Genomic DNA, 17,060 nt, shown 5'->3' with positions numbered 1-17,060 from the left:
TAAAATGAATATAGCTTTATTCGGATATGGAAAGATGGGGCAAATGCTTGAAAAGATTGGCATTACTCGAGGGCACCAAATTGTAGCTAAAATTGATGTTGATAATGCTAATATCGATTATTCAAATATTGATGTCGCCATCGATTTTAGCACTCCTGATGCTGCCTTCGAAAATATTACCAATTGTTTTGAACATAATGTGCCCGTAATCTCGGGAACTACAGGTTGGTTATCAAAAATGAATGAGGCAAAGTCTATCTGTAATCGTAATAAAAGTGCCTTTATCTATGCCTCTAACTTTAGTCTTGGAGTAAATATCTTTTTTGAGTTAAATAAAAGTTTGGCAAAAATGATTGCCAATCTTGAGCAATACAAAGTGTCACTTGAAGAAACGCACCATACTCAAAAATTAGATGCTCCAAGTGGTACCGCAATCACCTTAGCCGAAGGAATTATCGAAAACGCTGTATATTCGGGTTGGAAAATGGATGAAGTAGAAGAAAATGAAATTCCGATAACATCAAAAAGAATTGGCAAGGTTCCTGGGACGCATACCATTACTTATGAAAGTTTAGTTGATGCCATTGAAATTAAGCATACCGCTCATAATCGCGAAGGTTTTGCGTTGGGCGCTTTAGTTGCCGCCGAATGGATTCAAGGCAAAACGGGTATTTTTTCTATGAAAGATGTGTTAAATCTATAGTAAATCGTAACAAAAAACACTTAGCTCAGTCTAAGAAACAAACTAATTTATGAACGGTACACAGTGGATTATTTTTATTCTGATTATTCAGGTCATTCATTTTCTTGGTACTTGGAAGTTATATGTAAAAGCCGGTCGAAAAGCATGGGAAGCTGCCATACCAGTTTATAACGGTATTGTATTAATGCAAATTATCAACAGACCTAAATGGTGGGTTCTGTTGCTATTCATACCAATAATTAATTTATTGATGTTTCCTGTGGTTTGGGTCGAAACTATTAGAAGCTTTGGTAAGAACAAATTAGTGGATACTTGGCTAGTTATTTTGACACTTGGTTTTTACATCGCCTATATCAACTATGTCGAAGATGTTAATTACATTGAAAATCGTGACTTAAAACCACGAACAGGTTTGGGCGAATGGGTAAGCTCTATTGTTTTCGCCATTGTTGCTGCAACCTTTGTCCACACCTATTTTATTCAACCTTATGTCATACCCACTGGTTCATTGGAGCGTACTTTGAGAATTGGCGACTTTTTATTTGTAAGTAAATTTCATTTTGGAGCTAGAACACCGATGACCGCAGTAGCAGCTCCAATGGTTCATGATACTATTCCAATTATAAAAAAGAGGTCTTATCTCAATGAACCTCAAATTCCATATTTCAGGCTTCCAGGTTTTCAGACACCAAAAAAAAATGATATTGTTGTATTTAGTTGGCCTGCTGATACTGTGCAACAGTTTTTTGTGAAATCTGAAGGTGTTGAAAAACCAATTGACAAGAAATCAAATTATGTTAAGCGTTGCGTAGGCACACCTGGTGATTCGTTAGCTGTTATTGATGGTTATGTGCATATCAATGGTAAAAAATTGCGACTTTCCGATCGAGCTAAGGTCATGAATAATTATATCGTTTATTCTTCTAAAGGAGTTTCGAGTAGGTTATTAAATGAAATAGAAGCAACAGACTATACCAGAAAATATATTCCCGCTACATTATCACAAAACCAATATAATGTGCTACGCGCTAATGGAATTGCCGTTGGGACTGATGAAAATGGAAAGCCTGCCATTTATACAGAACCGAAAGGCCTTCCTATTGAGTTGATACGACAATTGCGCCTTTCTTTAAAGGAAGAGTCTCCACGTTCAAAAGTTGCTAACATGACAGATGAAATGGTCGAACAACTCAGAGCTAATTCGGCAATAGATTCTGTTGTCATGGAAGTAAATCCAGCCGGTGAACCTGGTTACAATGTTTTTCCTCAAAGCCCATATTATCGATGGAATGTTGACAATTTTGGTCCCATTTATATTCCAAAAGCTGGAAACACTGTTGAAATCAACAAAAAAACAATTCCGCTTTACAAAAAGATTATACGAGATTACGAACATAACGATGTCAAGGTAGAGGCTAACCGAGTACTCATCAATGGTAAAGAAGTCAATTCATATACATTTAAGCAAGATTATTATTGGATGATGGGTGATAATCGTGATCATTCTGAAGATAGTCGAGCTTGGGGCTATGTAGCTGAAGACCATATTGTTGGTAAGCCTGTCTTTATTTGGTTAAGTTTTGACAATTTTCAAGATGGCATCAAATTCAATGAAAAATTGCGTTGGGATCGTATTTTCACTACTGTTGGTGGCAGTGGCGAACCTGTTTCTTATTTCAAATATTTTTTAATCTTATTGGCAGGCTATTTTGTATTTGACTTTTTTAGAAAAAAAAGAAAGTCAAAATCGACAACCTAACTACTTAATCATATAGTTTGAAGGTATTACTCCATCCAGCATATTTCCCCAATATAGCAACTGTTGTCACTATGGAAAAACACCAAATTGTTTGGGAAACCCAAGATAACTACCAAAAGCAGACTTATCGGAACCGTTGTCACATTTGTACTGATCAAGGTAAACATCTGTTAACCATACCGATTAAACATGTCGGTGGTAGTTCAGGACGTCAAAAGTATAAAGACGTTAAGATTGATAATAGTTATCGTTGGCAACAACAACATTGGAGAACTCTGGAAACAGCATATAGAACATCTGCTTTTTTTGAATTTTATGAAGATGAATTGGAGCCTTTATTCGCTAAGAGGTATGAATTTCTAATGGATTTTAATCTTGAGAGCATCGAATTTATCTCTGAAGCGTTGGGTATTATGCCATCAAAAGAAAAGACTAATAGCTATCAATCTGGTTTCAACCAAGGTATTGATGGTCGGTTTTTGGTAAATGCTAAAAAAGAACTTGCATTCAAAAACACTCCTTATTTTCAAGTTTTTGAACATCGAAATGGTTTTACACCAAATACCTGCAGTCTTGACTTATTATTCAATGAGGGTACAAATGCATTAAGCTATTTGAAAAATCAAAATCTACCTTTTTTAAATGCTTAGGCATATTTTACACTATGGAATTCACTTTATAGTGCCTATAGCCATAGGCCTTTTCTTTTTCAAAAAAGACCAACTTAAAATAATTTTAATACTCTTAGCAAGTATGCTAATAGACTTGGATCATTTATTGGCAAATCCAATTTTTGACTCGAATCGATGTAGTGTTAATTTTCATCCCCTGCACAGTTATTGGGCAATAGCCATATATCTAATATTAACATATTTAAAAAAAACAAGAATACTAGGTTTGGGTTTACTCATTCATATTTTGGCAGACCTAGTCGACTGCGCCTTTATCTGACTTTAATTTTACGGTGGCCATAACTGGATAATGGTCTGATAATTTTATATCAAAATTCGTATGTGAGGTAAATTCAAAATTGTTATCAGCAAAAATATAATCGATTCGCATTGGAAAGCCAAATAGCTCATAGGTTTTACCTAACGCTGATCCTTTTTCTAAAAAGCTATCCTGAAAATTATTATTTATGGTACGGTATACATTAGAAAACTGAGTATTATTAAAATCTCCCATAATGATTTTACGATAATTTATACTATTCATATGATCTCTAATAATTTTAGCTTGTTCCAGTTGTTTTTCAAACGTTTCATTAATTTTTTTATATGTCCTTTTTGTTGTTTTCTCTTCTGTTAATATTTCAGTATTAGGTACAATATTGAAGGATTGTAAATGAATATTATAGACCCGTATAGTGTCATTACCAATTAAAATATCAGCGAAAATTACATTATTTGGAGTGTTTGGTAGATTTAAAGACCCTTCATCTATAATCGGAAATTTTGAAAAAATTGCTTGTATGCTTTTTGGTATTGTTTTAGGTGTTTCACTTCTATATGTGTATTGTCGTAATTGTTGATAGCGTATTCTACTATGTTCTTGTAAACATAGAATATCGGGGTTTTGCTTACTGATAAACTCAGTGATTTTATCACCAATGTTCGGTTCTCTAATCCATTCATTTTTGTTAAAACCCCATACATTATAGCTTAACACCTTAAGCTCTTTCTTTTTTTTGGGATTACTATCTTCAAAATTAATCTTGTAGAAACTACCAAATACAATATGCGATATCAATAAAAGTCCTGCAGAAATTAATAAAACTGTTTTGCGTTTAACTAACCAAAAACACAAGAAAACAGCATTGATAACATATAACAAAGGAACTGCAAGACTTAATACAGATAAAAAACCCGACACATTAAAAAAGTAGGAGAATAGTGTTAGCAAAAGTAATGATGCGAAAACAATATTTAAACCCAATAACAACCTATAAAAGAATAGCTTTCTTTTCAACCCTTAATCTTCTTTACCTGCTTTAAACAGAAAATCTTTTTCAGCTTGTGATAAACTTTCATAACCAGATTTACTGATTTTGTCTAATATAGCATCTATTTTTCTTTGTCGGGTTTCTTTATCATAGTCGACCTTACTTCCTGTACGCTTTGTAGTGTTCTTTTTATAAACAGTCTTTAAAGGTGCTTTCTTTTGACTAGGTTTAAACAAATCGCCTATATTATTTAAAAAATTAATAAAACCTTCGCCAATATCTCTGCCCTTAAATAATTGCCTTGCGTAAACATAACCCAATAGTGCCCCTCCTAAATGAGCAAACATTCCACCAACGTTTTCCCCTGAAGCTAGGGTAACTACATCTTTTAAAATTACAAATGCGCCCAATTGCCAAAGCTTTACATTAAAGAAAATAATCCGTATTTCTTGATTGGGAATATAAGTACATGTAAAAATTAAGACCGCCGTAACTCCTGCAGACGCCCCAATAAGTATAGCATTGGTATCAGATAGCGTCGGAAAAACATTGTATGCCATAATAAACAATGCCCCACCAATAATAACACCTAGAAAATAGACCGCTATGAACTTCTGACTGTCAAAAAGGTTAAAAAAGATTCGACCAAAAAAGTAGAGTAACAACATGTTCCAAAAAATATGCCCAAAACCTGCATGAAAAAAGGAATAAGTAACAATAGACCATGGTTGTGATATAAAAGGGACTATAGCTTCCGGCAACTCAAACCAGCTTATTATCTGTTCACTTGAAATACCAAATAGAACTGGTAATAGGTTTACCAATAAAAAAATAAGCACGTTTACCGCAATTAATTTTTCTGCAAAATTTAACCGTGCAAATTGATATTGTAAATTTCCACCTGCCATATTAGTTCCAACGGTTTTTATTAAACTGGTTTTTTTTCCAGTACCACATTATGATAAAGCCGATTAAAGCTCCTCCGATATGTGCAAAATGAGCAATACCCGTGTTAGCACCTGAAATACCAAAAAATAAATCACCGAGTATGATTAGTGGAACGAAATACTTCGCCTTTATAGGAACTGGCAGAAAAATAAGCATTAGCTCTGCATTGGGGTACATGAATGCGAAAGCTACCAAAACCCCATAAACGGCACCAGAAGCGCCAACAGCCGGTGTATTAAAGGCGGACAACATTCCATCAACAGTATCTCTTCCCACAATATCATTCCAACCAGGACTATATTGCCCATTCTTTAATGTTTCTAGAACTTGACTTCTTGATACTCCACTATTTACAAGAGCTTCCAAGCCTTCATTAAAATAATAATAATTGACTGCCGTATGCAATAATGCGGCTCCAAGGCCAGCTGAGAAATAAAAGAACAGAAATTTATTGCGTCCCCAAGCACTTTCTAAAGGAGAACCAAACGCCCACAATGCATACATATTAAAAAGAATATGCATAAAGCCACCGTGCATGAACATATGGGAGACGATTTGCCACCATCGAAAATTTGAACTTTCAGGGAACCATAGAGAAAACCATAGATACATTTGGTCTCCATACAGTTGCGTAGCAACGAAAAAGAGTACGTTTATTATTAATAAATGCTTAATCGCATCTGTCAACCTTCCCATTTACATAAATTTTTTTTCTATCGCCTCAGTCTCTATCGTCGTATAAATTATTCTATTGAACGGGTCTAATTTAGACTCTTTACAACCAAAAAGATCATTGACTAAAGCCATTTGTGATTCTGCATCCATCGCTTGTCCAGTTTTAAGAGCAATAGTTTTACAAAGCGTTTTTGCCATAAAATCTGCCGGTGAGATTGAATCGTTCCTATTTTCTACTAACTCAGCCAATACCATGCCAATTGAGGTTTCTGTCATGATATTCGGAATACCAGACACAGTGACTTGTTCTTCATTATCAAATGTCAAAATAAATCCTAAAACAGCAAGATTTTCACAAAGTCCTTTAAGTTGTTCAATCTCTTGTACAGTAAACTCTAACTGTAGCGGAAACAACAATTGTTGGCTAGCACCTTGTTTTAGGGTATCATCACCAAGGAATCTTTCATACAATACTCTTTGGTGCGCTCGATTTTGGTTAACGACCAACATGCCTGATTTTATTGTGGTCACAATATATTTCCGTCGCAACTGAAACGTAATCTGATTGGTATCTAAATCTTCCGTTTCTCCTTCAAAAATATCAGGAGTTTCAATTTCTGATTCAAAATGAACACTACTAAAAGGCGTATCATTTTCAACAGAATCTACATATAAATTTTCCCATCCCTCAGCAGATTCCTTTCTAAAGGTATTTCCAGCTTTTTTGGTTATTTGGGAGCCTTCATCAAAAGGGTTAAATCTAGAATCTACTGTTACTCGGGGTAGAATCGCTTCTTTACCTTGATATGAATAGGGAGTCTGTAAATTATTGTCATGTTCAAAATCTAAAGCTGGAACAACGTTAAACTGCCCCAAACTATGCTTGATTGTGGAACGTAATATAGCATATAGTGTATTCTCGTCATCAAACTTTACTTCGGTTTTTGTTGGATGTATATTAATATCAATCGACCCAGGGTCCACATCTAAAAAAAGAAAATAGCCTGGTTGCATCTCTGATTTTATTAATCCTTCAAATGCTGCAATAAGGGCATGATGCAGATAAGGGCTTTTAATAAATCTTCCATTGGCAAAGAAAAATTGTTCGCCCCTGCTCTTTTTTGCAAATTCAGGTTTGCAAATAAAGCCAGATACCTTGAGTACTTCTGTCTCCTCTTCAACAGGTACCAATCGCTCGTTCATACGATTGCCAAAAACATGAACAATCCGTTGTCGAAAGCTTTCAATGGGCAAATTAAAGAGCTCAGAGCCATTATTATAAAATTGAAAAGCAACTTCGTGATGTACCAAAGCTACCCGCTGAAATTCATCTGTGATGTGACGCAACTCTACTTGATTTGATTTTAAAAAATTTCTGCGGGCGGGAATATTGAAAAACAGATTTTTAACGGCAATAGAAGTCCCTTTTGGTGTAGCACTAACCTCTTGCGAAATAACTTTACTGCCCTCTATTTTTAAATGAGAACCTATATCAGCCCCATCAAGTTTAGTTTGTAGATCAACGTGAGCAATAGCGGCAATAGAAGCCAAAGCTTCACCTCTAAACCCCTTAGTGTTCAAATTAAACAAATCTTCAGCAGCAGAAATTTTTGAAGTAGCGTGACGTTCAAAAGAAAGTCGAGCATCAATTTCACTCATTCCACTACCATTATCAACAACATGAATAAGTGATTTACCTCCGTCTTTAACAATTAGCTTAACATTGCTTGCGCCAGCATCAATAGCATTTTCCAATAACTCCTTCACAACAGAAGCTGGTCGTTGCACTACCTCACCCGCTGCAATTTGATTGGCGACATGGTCCGGTAAAAGTTTTATAATGTCGGCCATTAAGGTTTGAAAAATATGGACAAATCGAAGTCAATAATGTATAGAAATAGCAAAACTAAGACCGCCAAGATAATTAAAAAACGTATTTTAAGATTTCTATCTCCTTCTGTCTTTAAATCATCAAAAGCTGAGGAAAACTTATTCTTTAACCCTCTATTGCTTGTTGCTGTACTCCGGTATTTATCAAGTTTATGTTCAATCTTGAATGGACTACCCTCACCTTTATAATAACGTGGTTTATATTCGAAAGTTCTATTTCCTCTAAGTTTTAAAAAGTTTCGCATTATGTCCTTTCACTATGTTCTCAAAGGTAATTAAAAAGGAAAAGTACGCTATCACCTAGCTCACAAAAAATGTTAACAGATGTTTCGTAACCATCCTTGATTTTCTTCTGAACAATACCTCAAAACTCACTCTTATCGCTTTTTAAGGTAAACTTAAGATTGAGTCTTGGACTTGACAAGATTTTTGAATTTGTGTTTGAATTAGTTCTTAAGCTTTAACTTCACTCCCTAGAACCGCCATTTGAATAGCTGCGATGGCGGCTTCAGTACCTTTATTACCATGCTTTCCTCCACTGCGGTCAATAGATTGCTGTAAGAAATCGTCTGTCAAAACACAAAAAATCACTGGAGTATTATATTGAACGTTAAGGTCTTTAATGCCTTGTGCAGTAGCTCCGCATACATAATCAAAATGACTGGTTTCACCTCGAACAACACTACCTATAGCAATAACCGCGTCAACCTCATGAGTAGTCAACATTTTTTTGCTCCCAAAGACAAGTTCAAAACTACCAGGGACATTCCATCTAAGAATATTTTCTGCTTGCGCACCACAATCTATCAGTGTATCAAAAGCCCCATTGTATAATGCTTCAGTAATATTGTTATTCCATTCTGAAACAACAATTCCAAACCGAAGTTTTTTAGCGCTTGGGATTATCGATTTGTCGTAAACAGATAAATTTTTATTCTCGGTAGCCATTTTGCTACTTTTTTACAGAACCTATAAGGGCCTCGATATTGTTTGCTTCATTTGCAGAAGAGAAATCATTTTGAATACGCTCAAAAAACTCTAATGCCTTATCTGTATATCCTAGATTCATTGCTGTAATTCCTGCTTTATATAAATATTTAGGAGTTGTATAAGCATTAGCATTGTGGGCAATAGCCTTCTCATAATAATCCAAAGCATCTTCAGCTTGATTCAATTGAGAAAAAGAATCGCCGATAGCACCTTTCGCGAGCGCCCCTAAAACTGCATCATCGGAAGAAAAATTTTCCAAATAAGAAATGGCCTCTTGGTAATTTTGGGTATTTAAATACGCCATACCAGCCGAATAATTCGCCAGGTTTGCAGCTTTGGTACCTTTATATTCTTCAATAATATCTAAAAAGCCATATTTACCTTCAGACCCCACTAACGCCAAATTCAATAAAGAATCTTTATTTGCTTCATTGGCCATCGCCTGGTCAAAATACTGTTGTGGATAATAAAGTTCGTTTGCGGCACTTGTCTCCTTTGGCTTTTGAACAAATTGATTATATGCCAAATATCCTAAAACCCCAATCGCAATTGCACCGATAACACCGAGAATATAGTTCTGGTTTTTAGAAACCCAAGCCTCGGTTTTAGAAGCGCTCTCATCTAAAGTACTGAACACTTCTGCCGTCGTACTGTCTTTCACATCAAATTCTTGCTCCTCTGCCTTATTTTTTGGCTTGTAGCCCCGCTTCTTATATGTAGCCATTATTTGTTTTATTAATCGCGCAAAAATAAAGTTTTTATCCAAAACCGAAAGGTAAATTATTCGTTATTTTTGGAATCTTTGCTATTCAAAAACCAATTCGCCCTAAAGCAAAATATGTTTTTAAAACGCTTATCATTAGTTAATTACAAGAATTTTTCTTCTCAAAATCTAGATTTTGACCCAACAATCAACTGTTTTGTAGGTGCTAATGGTATAGGCAAGACGAACATTTTAGATGCGATTTACCATCTTTCTTTCGGTAAAAGCTATTTCAATCCTGTAGCCACGCAGAACATTAGACATGGTTCAGATTTTTTCATGGTCGAAGGCGAATTTGAAAAAGCGAACCGATCTGAAAAGATTGTTTGCAGTTTTAAAAGAGGCCTAAAAAAGGTTATTAAAAGGAATGGAAAGGCTTATGAAAAATTTTCTGATCACATCGGTTTTTTACCATTAGTACTTATTTCACCGGCAGACCGTGATCTCATCACTGAGGGTAGTGATACCAGAAGAAAATTTATTGATGGGGTAATTTCGCAATCTGATAAGGAATACCTACAAACGCTTATCAAATACAATAAGGTTTTAGTTCAGCGCAATTCATTATTAAAATATTTTGTTGCCAATAACACTTTTGATCAAGACAATCTCACTATTTATGATGGGCAGCTAGCCACACTTGGAACATCTATTTTTACAAAAAGACAACGCTTTTTGGAAACCTTCATTCCTATTTTTAAAGAACAATATTTTAATATCTCAGGAAAAGAAGAAGGGGTTTCGTTAGCATACCAAAGCAAATTAAAAGAACAAGGCTTAATATCATTATTAAAGGATTCCGTACAAAAAGATAGAGCCATGCAATATACTAGTGTTGGAATCCATAAAGATGATTTAGAATTTACGATTGACGGATATCCTATCAAAAAGTTTGGAAGTCAAGGCCAACAAAAGTCTTTTTTGATTGCTCTTAAACTTGCTCAATTTCATTTTATAAAAAAACAGGCAGGTACTACACCAATCTTACTTTTGGATGATATTTTTGATAAGTTGGATGAAAATAGGGTCTCCCATATTGTTTCATTAGTTGATAATGACACCTTTGGACAAATTTTTATCAGTGACACCCATGCAGACCGTACGGAAAATGTGGTAAAAAGCATACATCAGAGTTACAAAATATTTAACTTGTAATATGTTTCGTTTTCGGCTATTCTTTATTTTGACTTTTTTTGTTGGCTGTTCTAGTGCTATACAAAAAGAAAACCTCAATCTGCTAAATGGGTATTGGGAAATAGTATCTGTTGAATTCCCGGATGGACAAAAAAAAAACTATAAGGTTAACCCCAGTATTGATTATATCGAATTAAATAAAATGCAAGGCTATAAAAAGAAAATGCATCCGAAATTAGATGGCACTTATGATACCTCAAATGACGCGGAATCCTTTAAAATCATAGCAAAAGGAAATATATTCTTGATTTCATATAAAAATGATTTAAGTGCTTGGGAAGAACAATTGACCAAACTAGAAAAGAACTCTTTCAGTGTTGTGAATGAAGATAACATTACATACTCGTACAGGCGTTATGAACCTATCAATATTCAAGAGTGATGGCAAAACGAAAAAACTCACATTTGAATATGGGCGATGCCCTGAACGAGTTCATCAAAGAAAATAAGCTGCAGAAAGGTATTGACAAAGTAGACGCAAAAGAAGCATGGGTGAAATTAATGGGTAATGGTGTCAATAATTATACTACTCAGGTTGAATTGAGAAATGAAACACTCTTCGTATCACTTTCCTCTTCTGTGTTACGGCAAGAACTAAGTATGGGTAAAAGCAAAATCATTGCAATGCTCAATGAAGAATTGGGTAAAAATTTGGTTAAAAAGCTAGTTTTACGATAATAAAAAAAGCCATCAGTAAATAATGGCTCCTAACTATAATTTAAACTTACCCATTAAAAAACTTCTCTAGCTGCAAAATGAAAAGCCCCTTCTATAGCAGCATTCTCATCACTATCAGAGCCATGGACCGCATTTTCTGCGATGTTACTAGCATATAATTTTCTAATAGTTCCTTCAGCAGCTTCGGAAGGATTTGTGGCACCAATCAATGCGCGAAAATCTTCAACGGCATTATCTTTTTCTAAAATAGCCGCAACAATTGGTCCTCTAGTCATAAATTCTACCAATTCTCCAAAGAATGGTCGCTCACTGTGAATTGCATAGAAAGCCTGAGCGTCACGTACGCTTAAATGGGTATATTTCATAGCTGCAATTTTAAAACCAGCAGCAGTTATTTTTTCCAAAATAGCACCAATGTGTCCATTTTCAACGGCATCTGGTTTAATCATGGTAAAAGTTCTATTAGTCGTCATTTTCTTAAATTTTGCGCAAAAATAAGCTTTTTATATAGCCTGACAAGCCTAGTAGGCTTGTTTTAATTCTTGGAGTACCACTCCATGATCACCAATTATTTTCAATGTTGCCGTTTTTTTCTCAATATCAAATTCAATAAGCCCAAAACTTGGTATGGCAGTTACTTCGCCAACACGATACTGGTTGGGTTCTCCACTATAACTTGAATAAGAATGTGTCAATCCACTGCTGGTAAAATCAATCAAAGGATAAGACAAACCCTTCAAATCTTTTCTTGAGAATTCAGAAATATGCCTATCACCAGAAAGAATAAGTACTCCTTTGGCTCCAGAGCTGGTAATAAGCTTTTCCATTTTATCCACTTCGGCTGGGTGATTGGCCCATTTTTCAAAGCCATGTTCATTCGATAAAAATTGTATACTACTTACAATTAAATTGAAATCAGCATTTGAAGTTTTCAACTCATTTTCAAGCCATTGCCATTGGGCTTTTCCTAAAATGGTTCCATCTCCATAATCATTAGGCTTATACCTTCTGCCTTCTTTTTTATCATCAATCAAACCAGTCCTGAAATAACGGGTATCTAAATTGATGATTTTAATCAAACCGTTAGGTTTAGAAATCATCTGCGAAGAATAAACACCTTCTTGTTGCCTTCTCTCATCGTTTTGTGGAACATCCATAAAATTCAAGAAAGCTTGTTGACTTCCTTTTTTAGCAGAAAACTCTATGCCTCCATCATTTAGACCATAATCATGGTCATCCCAAGTACCAGTTATAAAAACTTTCTCTTTTAAGGTCGCATAATTTGGGACGGTATCTTGCAAATCATAATGCTCTTGTATTTTTGAAGTGTTATCGGTGTCTGCATAAACAATATCACCTCCCCATATAAAGGCATCTGGATTTTGAGCCAGAATATCATCCCAAAAAACATTTTCCATATCGTGTTTATTGCAAGAACCAAAGGTGATAATGAAATCATTCTCTGAAGTTGCCATATTTTTAAGCTCATCTGAGACAATTGAAGATTTAGATCTACAAGCAACTATTAAAGAAAATAGTAGCATTAAAAGAAAAATATTACGCATAAGCTGAATTTTTAACTGAACAAAAATAGCATATCATGAATTACCACTGTGTTATATTATTGTATCTTTGAGCGCATGAATTCAGCTGACATCGCTACCTTAAAGTCGCTATTTGCAACTCCACAAAGCATTGTAATCGTACCACATAAAAACCCAGATGGTGATGCTATTGGCTCTACTTTGGGCCTTGCAAAGTTCTTAGAAGCTTTAGGACAACAGCCTAAAGTAATTGTGCCTAATGATTATCCCAAGTTTCTAAAATGGATTCCGGGCAATGAAGCAATTCTAAATTTTGAAAGAGAAAATTCTCAAGCAAAAAGACTTATCGAAGAGGCCAACATAATTTTCACCCTAGATTTCAATCATTTATCAAGAACAGGGCAAATGGAATCATTCTTAAAGGTTGCCAAAGCTGATTTTATAATGATAGACCATCACCAACAACCAGATGATTATGCCATGATCACCTATTCTGATGTGGGTATGAGTTCAACTTGTGAAATGGTTTACAATTTTATTGATTCCCTCGATGGTACTGATAAAATAACTAGAGAAATTGCCACTTGCCTTTATGTTGGTATAATGACCGATACAGGATCATTTAAATACTCATCAACAACCAGTCAAACCCATAAAGTGGTTGCGAATCTTATAGATAAGGGTGCAGAAAACATGCAAATTCATCAGCAAGTTTTTGACACGAACTCACCGGCGAGACTTCACTTGTTGGGAGTTGCTCTAAATAATTTAGTGATTTTAGAGGATTTTAAAACTGCCTATATCACAATGTCACAAGAAGAGCTCGATAAGTACGATTACAACAAGGGCGACACCGAAGGTTTTGTTAATTATGGACTTACCTTAGAAGGAATTACTTTTGCAGTAATTTTTATTGAAAATAAAGAAGAAGGCATTATAAAAATATCGTTTAGATCTGTAGGTGACTTTTCGGTCAACGAGTTTGCTCGGGCTCACTTTAATGGAGGTGGTCATACGAATGCTGCAGGTGGACGAAGTGAAGTTGGTATGAAAGAGACAACAAGTAAATTTATAAGCTTATTGCATGGCTACAAAAACCAATTGAATCCATGAAACGGCTATTGACAGTTTTTACTCTTATATTATTTTGTGGATGCGGTCAACCCGAGCCAAGAAAACCTGTACAAATAAAATCAGGTAGTTTTTTTAAAGCTTCTATTGAGCGTAGTAAAAAGTTATTGGCCGAAGAAGAAGCCTTATTTAAAAGCTATATAAAGAAAGATACCATTCATGAATATTTTATGAGCGATACTGGGTTTTGGTATCGGTATGAAGCTAAAAATGAAACTTCTGACTACGAGTTAAAAACGAATGATGAAATTTTACTCGCTTACACCATTACAAATTTTAATGGTGATATTATCTATTCTAAAAATGATATTGGAATAGTGCAACATGCCATTGATAAATCACAATTATTTCCTGGTTTGCGAAATGCGGTAAAGCTTTTGAAAGAAGGAGAAAAAGCGACTTTTTTATTTCCATCTTCCCAGGCTTATGGCTATAAAGGCGACAATAATAAAATAGGTCCGCAGACACCTATCATAGCAAGTCTTGAACTATTAGAAATTCTCAAAAAACGAGACAATTTAAATTAAATATTTTAGAATACAATGAAACAATTTTTTATTTGTTCCGCAATTTTATGCTTGGTTTTAGTAAGTTGTAAATCCAGTAAGTACGCAGATTTAGGCGATGGAATATATGCCGATATTCAAACAAACAAAGGTGATATTGTGGTACAGTTATACCATGGGGCCACACCGGTAACCGTCGCAAACTTTGTCTCACTTGCAGAAGGCAACAGTCCTTTTGTAAGCGACGAATACAAAGAAAAGAAATATTATGATGGGCTTACTTTCCATAGAGTCATGAAAGACTTTATGATTCAAGGGGGAGATCCCTTAGGTCTGGGAACTGGTAATCCGGGATATAAATTCAAAGATGAACCGGTAGACTCCCTTACACATTCTGGAAAAGGTATCCTTTCTATGGCTAACAGCGGACCAAAAACCAATGGTAGCCAATTTTTCATTACCCACAAAGAAACGCCATGGTTAAATGGAAAACATACCGTTTTTGGAAAGGTGGTGCATGGCATTGAGGTTGTGGATAGCATTGCCAACGTAAAAGTGTTGGCTCAGAACAAACCTGAAGAAAATGTGGTGATGAACCACGTTGAGATTATCAGAAATGGTAAAGAGGCAAAAAAGTTTGACGCCATTCAGATTATGACAGACTACTTCGCTGAGGAGGAGAAAATAATAGCTGCAATGGCAAAAATGAAATCAGATTTTGTTGCTGAATTGAAAGAGCAAGAGGTGAACGCGGTTGGCACAACTAGTGGGTTAAAATTATTCTCTTTAAAAAAGGGTGAAGGTGAACAACCTAAGATTGGACAACAAGTAGCTCTTAATTATGCTGGCTGGTTAATGGCAGACGGTACGCTATTTGATACTAGTGAAGCCGAAATTGCTCAAAAATTTGGAAATTTTGCGCAAATTAATCAGATGCACCGTGGGCAATTTTCTCCAATGGTTAGCAAGTTTAGCCCAGAAGCGCCATTGGCACCTGGTTTTAGAGAAGGAATGCTAACAATGAGAGTTGGTGATAAAGTACGTTTGTTTATCCCACCACACTTAGGGTATGGCGATAACGATTATGGTCCAATACCTGGTGGTTCAACTTTAGTATTTGACCTTGAAATGGTTAATATTCAATAAAAAAATAAAAGCTGTTTTGAAACTCCGATGAAACCCATCGGAGTTTTTTGTTTTAGTTAGAATCTAATGTTTACTTTTAGTTTTGTGAAATTTTCAAAAAAGACGGTACTTGCTCTATCGATAATTCCCCAAATTATTTTTGTGAAATGGTTTGGAAGCTATCCTGAATTAGTTGAAAAGTATTATTCGGAAGGAATCTATCCTCTTATTTCGAAGTTTTTAAGAACTCTTTTTGGTTGGATTCCTTTTTCAGTAGGTGATATTTTCTATACACTATTGGTATTTTCTGCAGTCCGTTATTTGTACCTAAATGCCAAGTTCATCAAAATAAAACCAAAACAGTTTTTTCAGCACATCGGAATAGTATTTTCTATTGCTTATTTTCTTTTTCACCTATTGTGGGGCATGAATTATTATCGACTACCCATTAACGAAAAATTAAATTTTGAAATGGAGTATACTAATGAAGACTTGGCCACATTCACTATGAAAATGGTCAATTATACTAACAATTTGCAGTTAAGACTTACTAATGACAGCACCAAAGCTGTGCAAATACCTTACAGTACAAAGGAGATTTATAAAAAAACATTAGAGAGCTATGAAAGAGCATCTAAAGTGTTTCCAAGTTTTGTCTATGAAATACCAAGTCTGAAATCTTCGCTTTACTCTTTGCCATTGACCTATATGGGGTATGGGGGATATTTAAATCCGTTTACCAATGAAGCTCAGGTCAACGCTATTGTGCCAAATTTAAGATTACCCTCAATTAGTGGGCATGAAGTTGGTCATCAACTGGGATATTCTTCTGAAAGTTCAACGAATTTTATAGGTCTTTTAGTTACATCGGGTAACTCTGACCTTTTTTTTAGATACGCTGCTCAATCACATGGTTTAGCCTATTGCCTATCAGATTTAAAGATGAAAGACGAAAAAGCCTTTGAAATTTTGTTTTCTAAACTCAATATTGGTGTTAAAAAGAACTATCAAGAATTGAATGTTTTTTGGAAACAATATGAAAACCCGACCGAGCCCATTTTCAAATCTATTTTCAATACTTTCTTAAAAGCGAACAATCAAGAAGAAGGTATTGAAAGTTATAATGCTGTAGTTGGTTTATTAATCAATTACGACAAGGCATATCAGTAGTATTTTCAATTTGCACAACTAGCGTTGTTATTTTACCTTTAG

General features: G+C 35.0%; 20 protein-coding genes. 11 read left to right on the top strand and 9 right to left on the bottom strand.

What is annotated here, in order from left to right:
* The first annotated feature begins 4 nt into the window (after positions 1–4).
* Genes dapB through RM706_RS08175 form a run of 4 tightly spaced genes read left to right on the top strand, consistent with a single transcriptional unit; the run spans position 5 to position 3,413 of the window.
* Positions 5–703 carry a 4-hydroxy-tetrahydrodipicolinate reductase gene (gene dapB, locus RM706_RS08190; protein ID WP_311350569.1) on the top strand — a complete coding sequence of 233 codons (699 nt, stop codon included), beginning with the start codon at positions 5–7 and terminating at the stop codon, positions 701–703.
* Between the two features lie 49 nt (positions 704–752).
* On the top strand, positions 753–2,462 hold the full coding sequence (gene lepB, locus RM706_RS08185) for a signal peptidase I (RefSeq protein WP_311350568.1): 1,710 nt from the start codon (positions 753–755) through the stop codon (positions 2,460–2,462).
* Positions 2,463–2,479: 17 nt separating this feature from the next.
* Positions 2,480–3,112, top strand: a complete 633-nt coding sequence (locus RM706_RS08180) for a WbqC family protein (protein ID WP_311350567.1) — start codon at positions 2,480–2,482, stop codon at positions 3,110–3,112.
* Complete coding sequence (locus RM706_RS08175; protein ID WP_311350566.1) at positions 3,105–3,413, top strand: DUF6122 family protein; 309 nt, start codon at positions 3,105–3,107, stop codon at positions 3,411–3,413. Before RM706_RS08180 ends, RM706_RS08175 begins: the two co-directional genes overlap by 8 nt.
* Here the strand turns inward: RM706_RS08175 and RM706_RS08170 are convergent.
* The 7 genes from RM706_RS08170 to RM706_RS08140 all read right to left on the bottom strand — a co-directional run bounded on the left by RM706_RS08170 (position 3,390) and on the right by RM706_RS08140 (position 9,631).
* The gene (locus tag RM706_RS08170) at positions 3,390–4,430 is read right to left on the bottom strand and encodes an endonuclease/exonuclease/phosphatase family protein (RefSeq protein WP_311350565.1); all 1,041 of its coding nucleotides are present in this window, start codon (positions 4,428–4,430) and stop codon (positions 3,390–3,392) included. The two genes, RM706_RS08175 and RM706_RS08170, sit on opposite strands and share 24 nt — an antisense overlap.
* A 3-nt stretch (positions 4,431–4,433) precedes the next feature.
* Complete coding sequence (locus tag RM706_RS08165) at positions 4,434–5,312, bottom strand: rhomboid family intramembrane serine protease (protein WP_311350564.1); 879 nt, start codon at positions 5,310–5,312, stop codon at positions 4,434–4,436.
* A gap of 1 nt (position 5,313) precedes the next feature.
* Positions 5,314–6,048, bottom strand: coding sequence for a rhomboid family intramembrane serine protease (locus RM706_RS08160; protein ID WP_311350563.1), 735 nt, complete (start codon positions 6,046–6,048; stop codon positions 5,314–5,316).
* Positions 6,049–7,878 (bottom strand): DNA mismatch repair endonuclease MutL, encoded by a 1,830-nt coding sequence (gene mutL, locus RM706_RS08155; protein WP_311350562.1) that lies wholly within the window; start codon positions 7,876–7,878, stop codon positions 6,049–6,051. It lies immediately after the preceding gene.
* Positions 7,878–8,162 carry a riboflavin synthase subunit beta gene (locus RM706_RS08150; protein WP_311350561.1) on the bottom strand — a complete coding sequence of 95 codons (285 nt, stop codon included), beginning with the start codon at positions 8,160–8,162 and terminating at the stop codon, positions 7,878–7,880. The genes mutL and RM706_RS08150 overlap by 1 nt, the downstream gene beginning before the upstream one ends.
* A gap of 208 nt (positions 8,163–8,370) precedes the next feature.
* Positions 8,371–8,865, bottom strand: coding sequence for a 6,7-dimethyl-8-ribityllumazine synthase (ribH, locus tag RM706_RS08145; RefSeq protein WP_311350560.1), 495 nt, complete (start codon positions 8,863–8,865; stop codon positions 8,371–8,373).
* Between the two features lie 4 nt (positions 8,866–8,869).
* Complete coding sequence (locus RM706_RS08140; RefSeq protein WP_311350559.1) at positions 8,870–9,631, bottom strand: tetratricopeptide repeat protein; 762 nt, start codon at positions 9,629–9,631, stop codon at positions 8,870–8,872.
* Between the two features lie 114 nt (positions 9,632–9,745).
* On the opposite strand from RM706_RS08140, the gene recF reads away from it, so the two are divergent.
* From recF to RM706_RS08125, 3 genes are read left to right on the top strand one after another with little or no spacing between them, the layout of a single operon-like run.
* Positions 9,746–10,825, top strand: coding sequence for a DNA replication/repair protein RecF (recF, locus tag RM706_RS08135; protein ID WP_311350558.1), 1,080 nt, complete (start codon positions 9,746–9,748; stop codon positions 10,823–10,825).
* Between the two features lies 1 nt (position 10,826).
* Positions 10,827–11,246 (top strand): lipocalin family protein, encoded by a 420-nt coding sequence (locus RM706_RS08130; protein WP_311350557.1) that lies wholly within the window; start codon positions 10,827–10,829, stop codon positions 11,244–11,246.
* Positions 11,246–11,542 (top strand): DciA family protein, encoded by a 297-nt coding sequence (locus tag RM706_RS08125; RefSeq protein ID WP_311350556.1) that lies wholly within the window; start codon positions 11,246–11,248, stop codon positions 11,540–11,542. Before RM706_RS08130 ends, RM706_RS08125 begins: the two co-directional genes overlap by 1 nt.
* A 53-nt stretch (positions 11,543–11,595) precedes the next feature.
* Here RM706_RS08125 and RM706_RS08120 read toward each other — a convergent pair whose 3' ends face one another.
* Both RM706_RS08120 and RM706_RS08115 read right to left on the bottom strand, forming a co-directional pair.
* Positions 11,596–12,015, bottom strand: a complete 420-nt coding sequence (locus tag RM706_RS08120; protein ID WP_311350555.1) for a nucleoside-diphosphate kinase — start codon at positions 12,013–12,015, stop codon at positions 11,596–11,598.
* A 48-nt stretch (positions 12,016–12,063) separates the two neighbouring features.
* On the bottom strand, positions 12,064–13,107 hold the full coding sequence (locus RM706_RS08115) for an alkaline phosphatase D family protein (RefSeq protein ID WP_311350554.1): 1,044 nt from the start codon (positions 13,105–13,107) through the stop codon (positions 12,064–12,066).
* A 75-nt stretch (positions 13,108–13,182) separates the two neighbouring features.
* Between RM706_RS08115 and RM706_RS08110 the strand changes: the two genes are divergently transcribed.
* The 4 genes from RM706_RS08110 (at position 13,183) to RM706_RS08095 (ending at position 17,018) form a co-directional block, all read left to right on the top strand.
* Positions 13,183–14,199, top strand: a complete 1,017-nt coding sequence (locus tag RM706_RS08110; RefSeq protein ID WP_311350553.1) for a DHH family phosphoesterase — start codon at positions 13,183–13,185, stop codon at positions 14,197–14,199.
* Positions 14,196–14,744, top strand: a complete 549-nt coding sequence (gldI, locus tag RM706_RS08105; RefSeq protein WP_311350552.1) for a gliding motility-associated peptidyl-prolyl isomerase GldI — start codon at positions 14,196–14,198, stop codon at positions 14,742–14,744. Before RM706_RS08110 ends, gldI begins: the two co-directional genes overlap by 4 nt.
* A 15-nt stretch (positions 14,745–14,759) precedes the next feature.
* The gene (locus RM706_RS08100; protein WP_311350551.1) at positions 14,760–15,869 is read left to right on the top strand and encodes a peptidylprolyl isomerase; all 1,110 of its coding nucleotides are present in this window, start codon (positions 14,760–14,762) and stop codon (positions 15,867–15,869) included.
* A gap of 141 nt (positions 15,870–16,010) precedes the next feature.
* Positions 16,011–17,018: a DUF3810 domain-containing protein gene (locus RM706_RS08095; RefSeq protein ID WP_311350550.1), complete on the top strand. Its 1,008-nt coding sequence runs from the start codon at positions 16,011–16,013 to the stop codon at positions 17,016–17,018.
* Positions 17,019–17,060: the final 42 nt, after the last annotated feature.

This window comes from Croceitalea rosinachiae (genome assembly GCF_031846445.1).
In the GTDB taxonomy this organism is placed as follows: domain Bacteria; phylum Bacteroidota; class Bacteroidia; order Flavobacteriales; family Flavobacteriaceae; genus Croceitalea; species Croceitalea rosinachiae.
The sequence above is the reverse complement of the archived record's forward strand: the minus strand, read 5'-3'. Positions and strand labels throughout refer to the sequence as shown.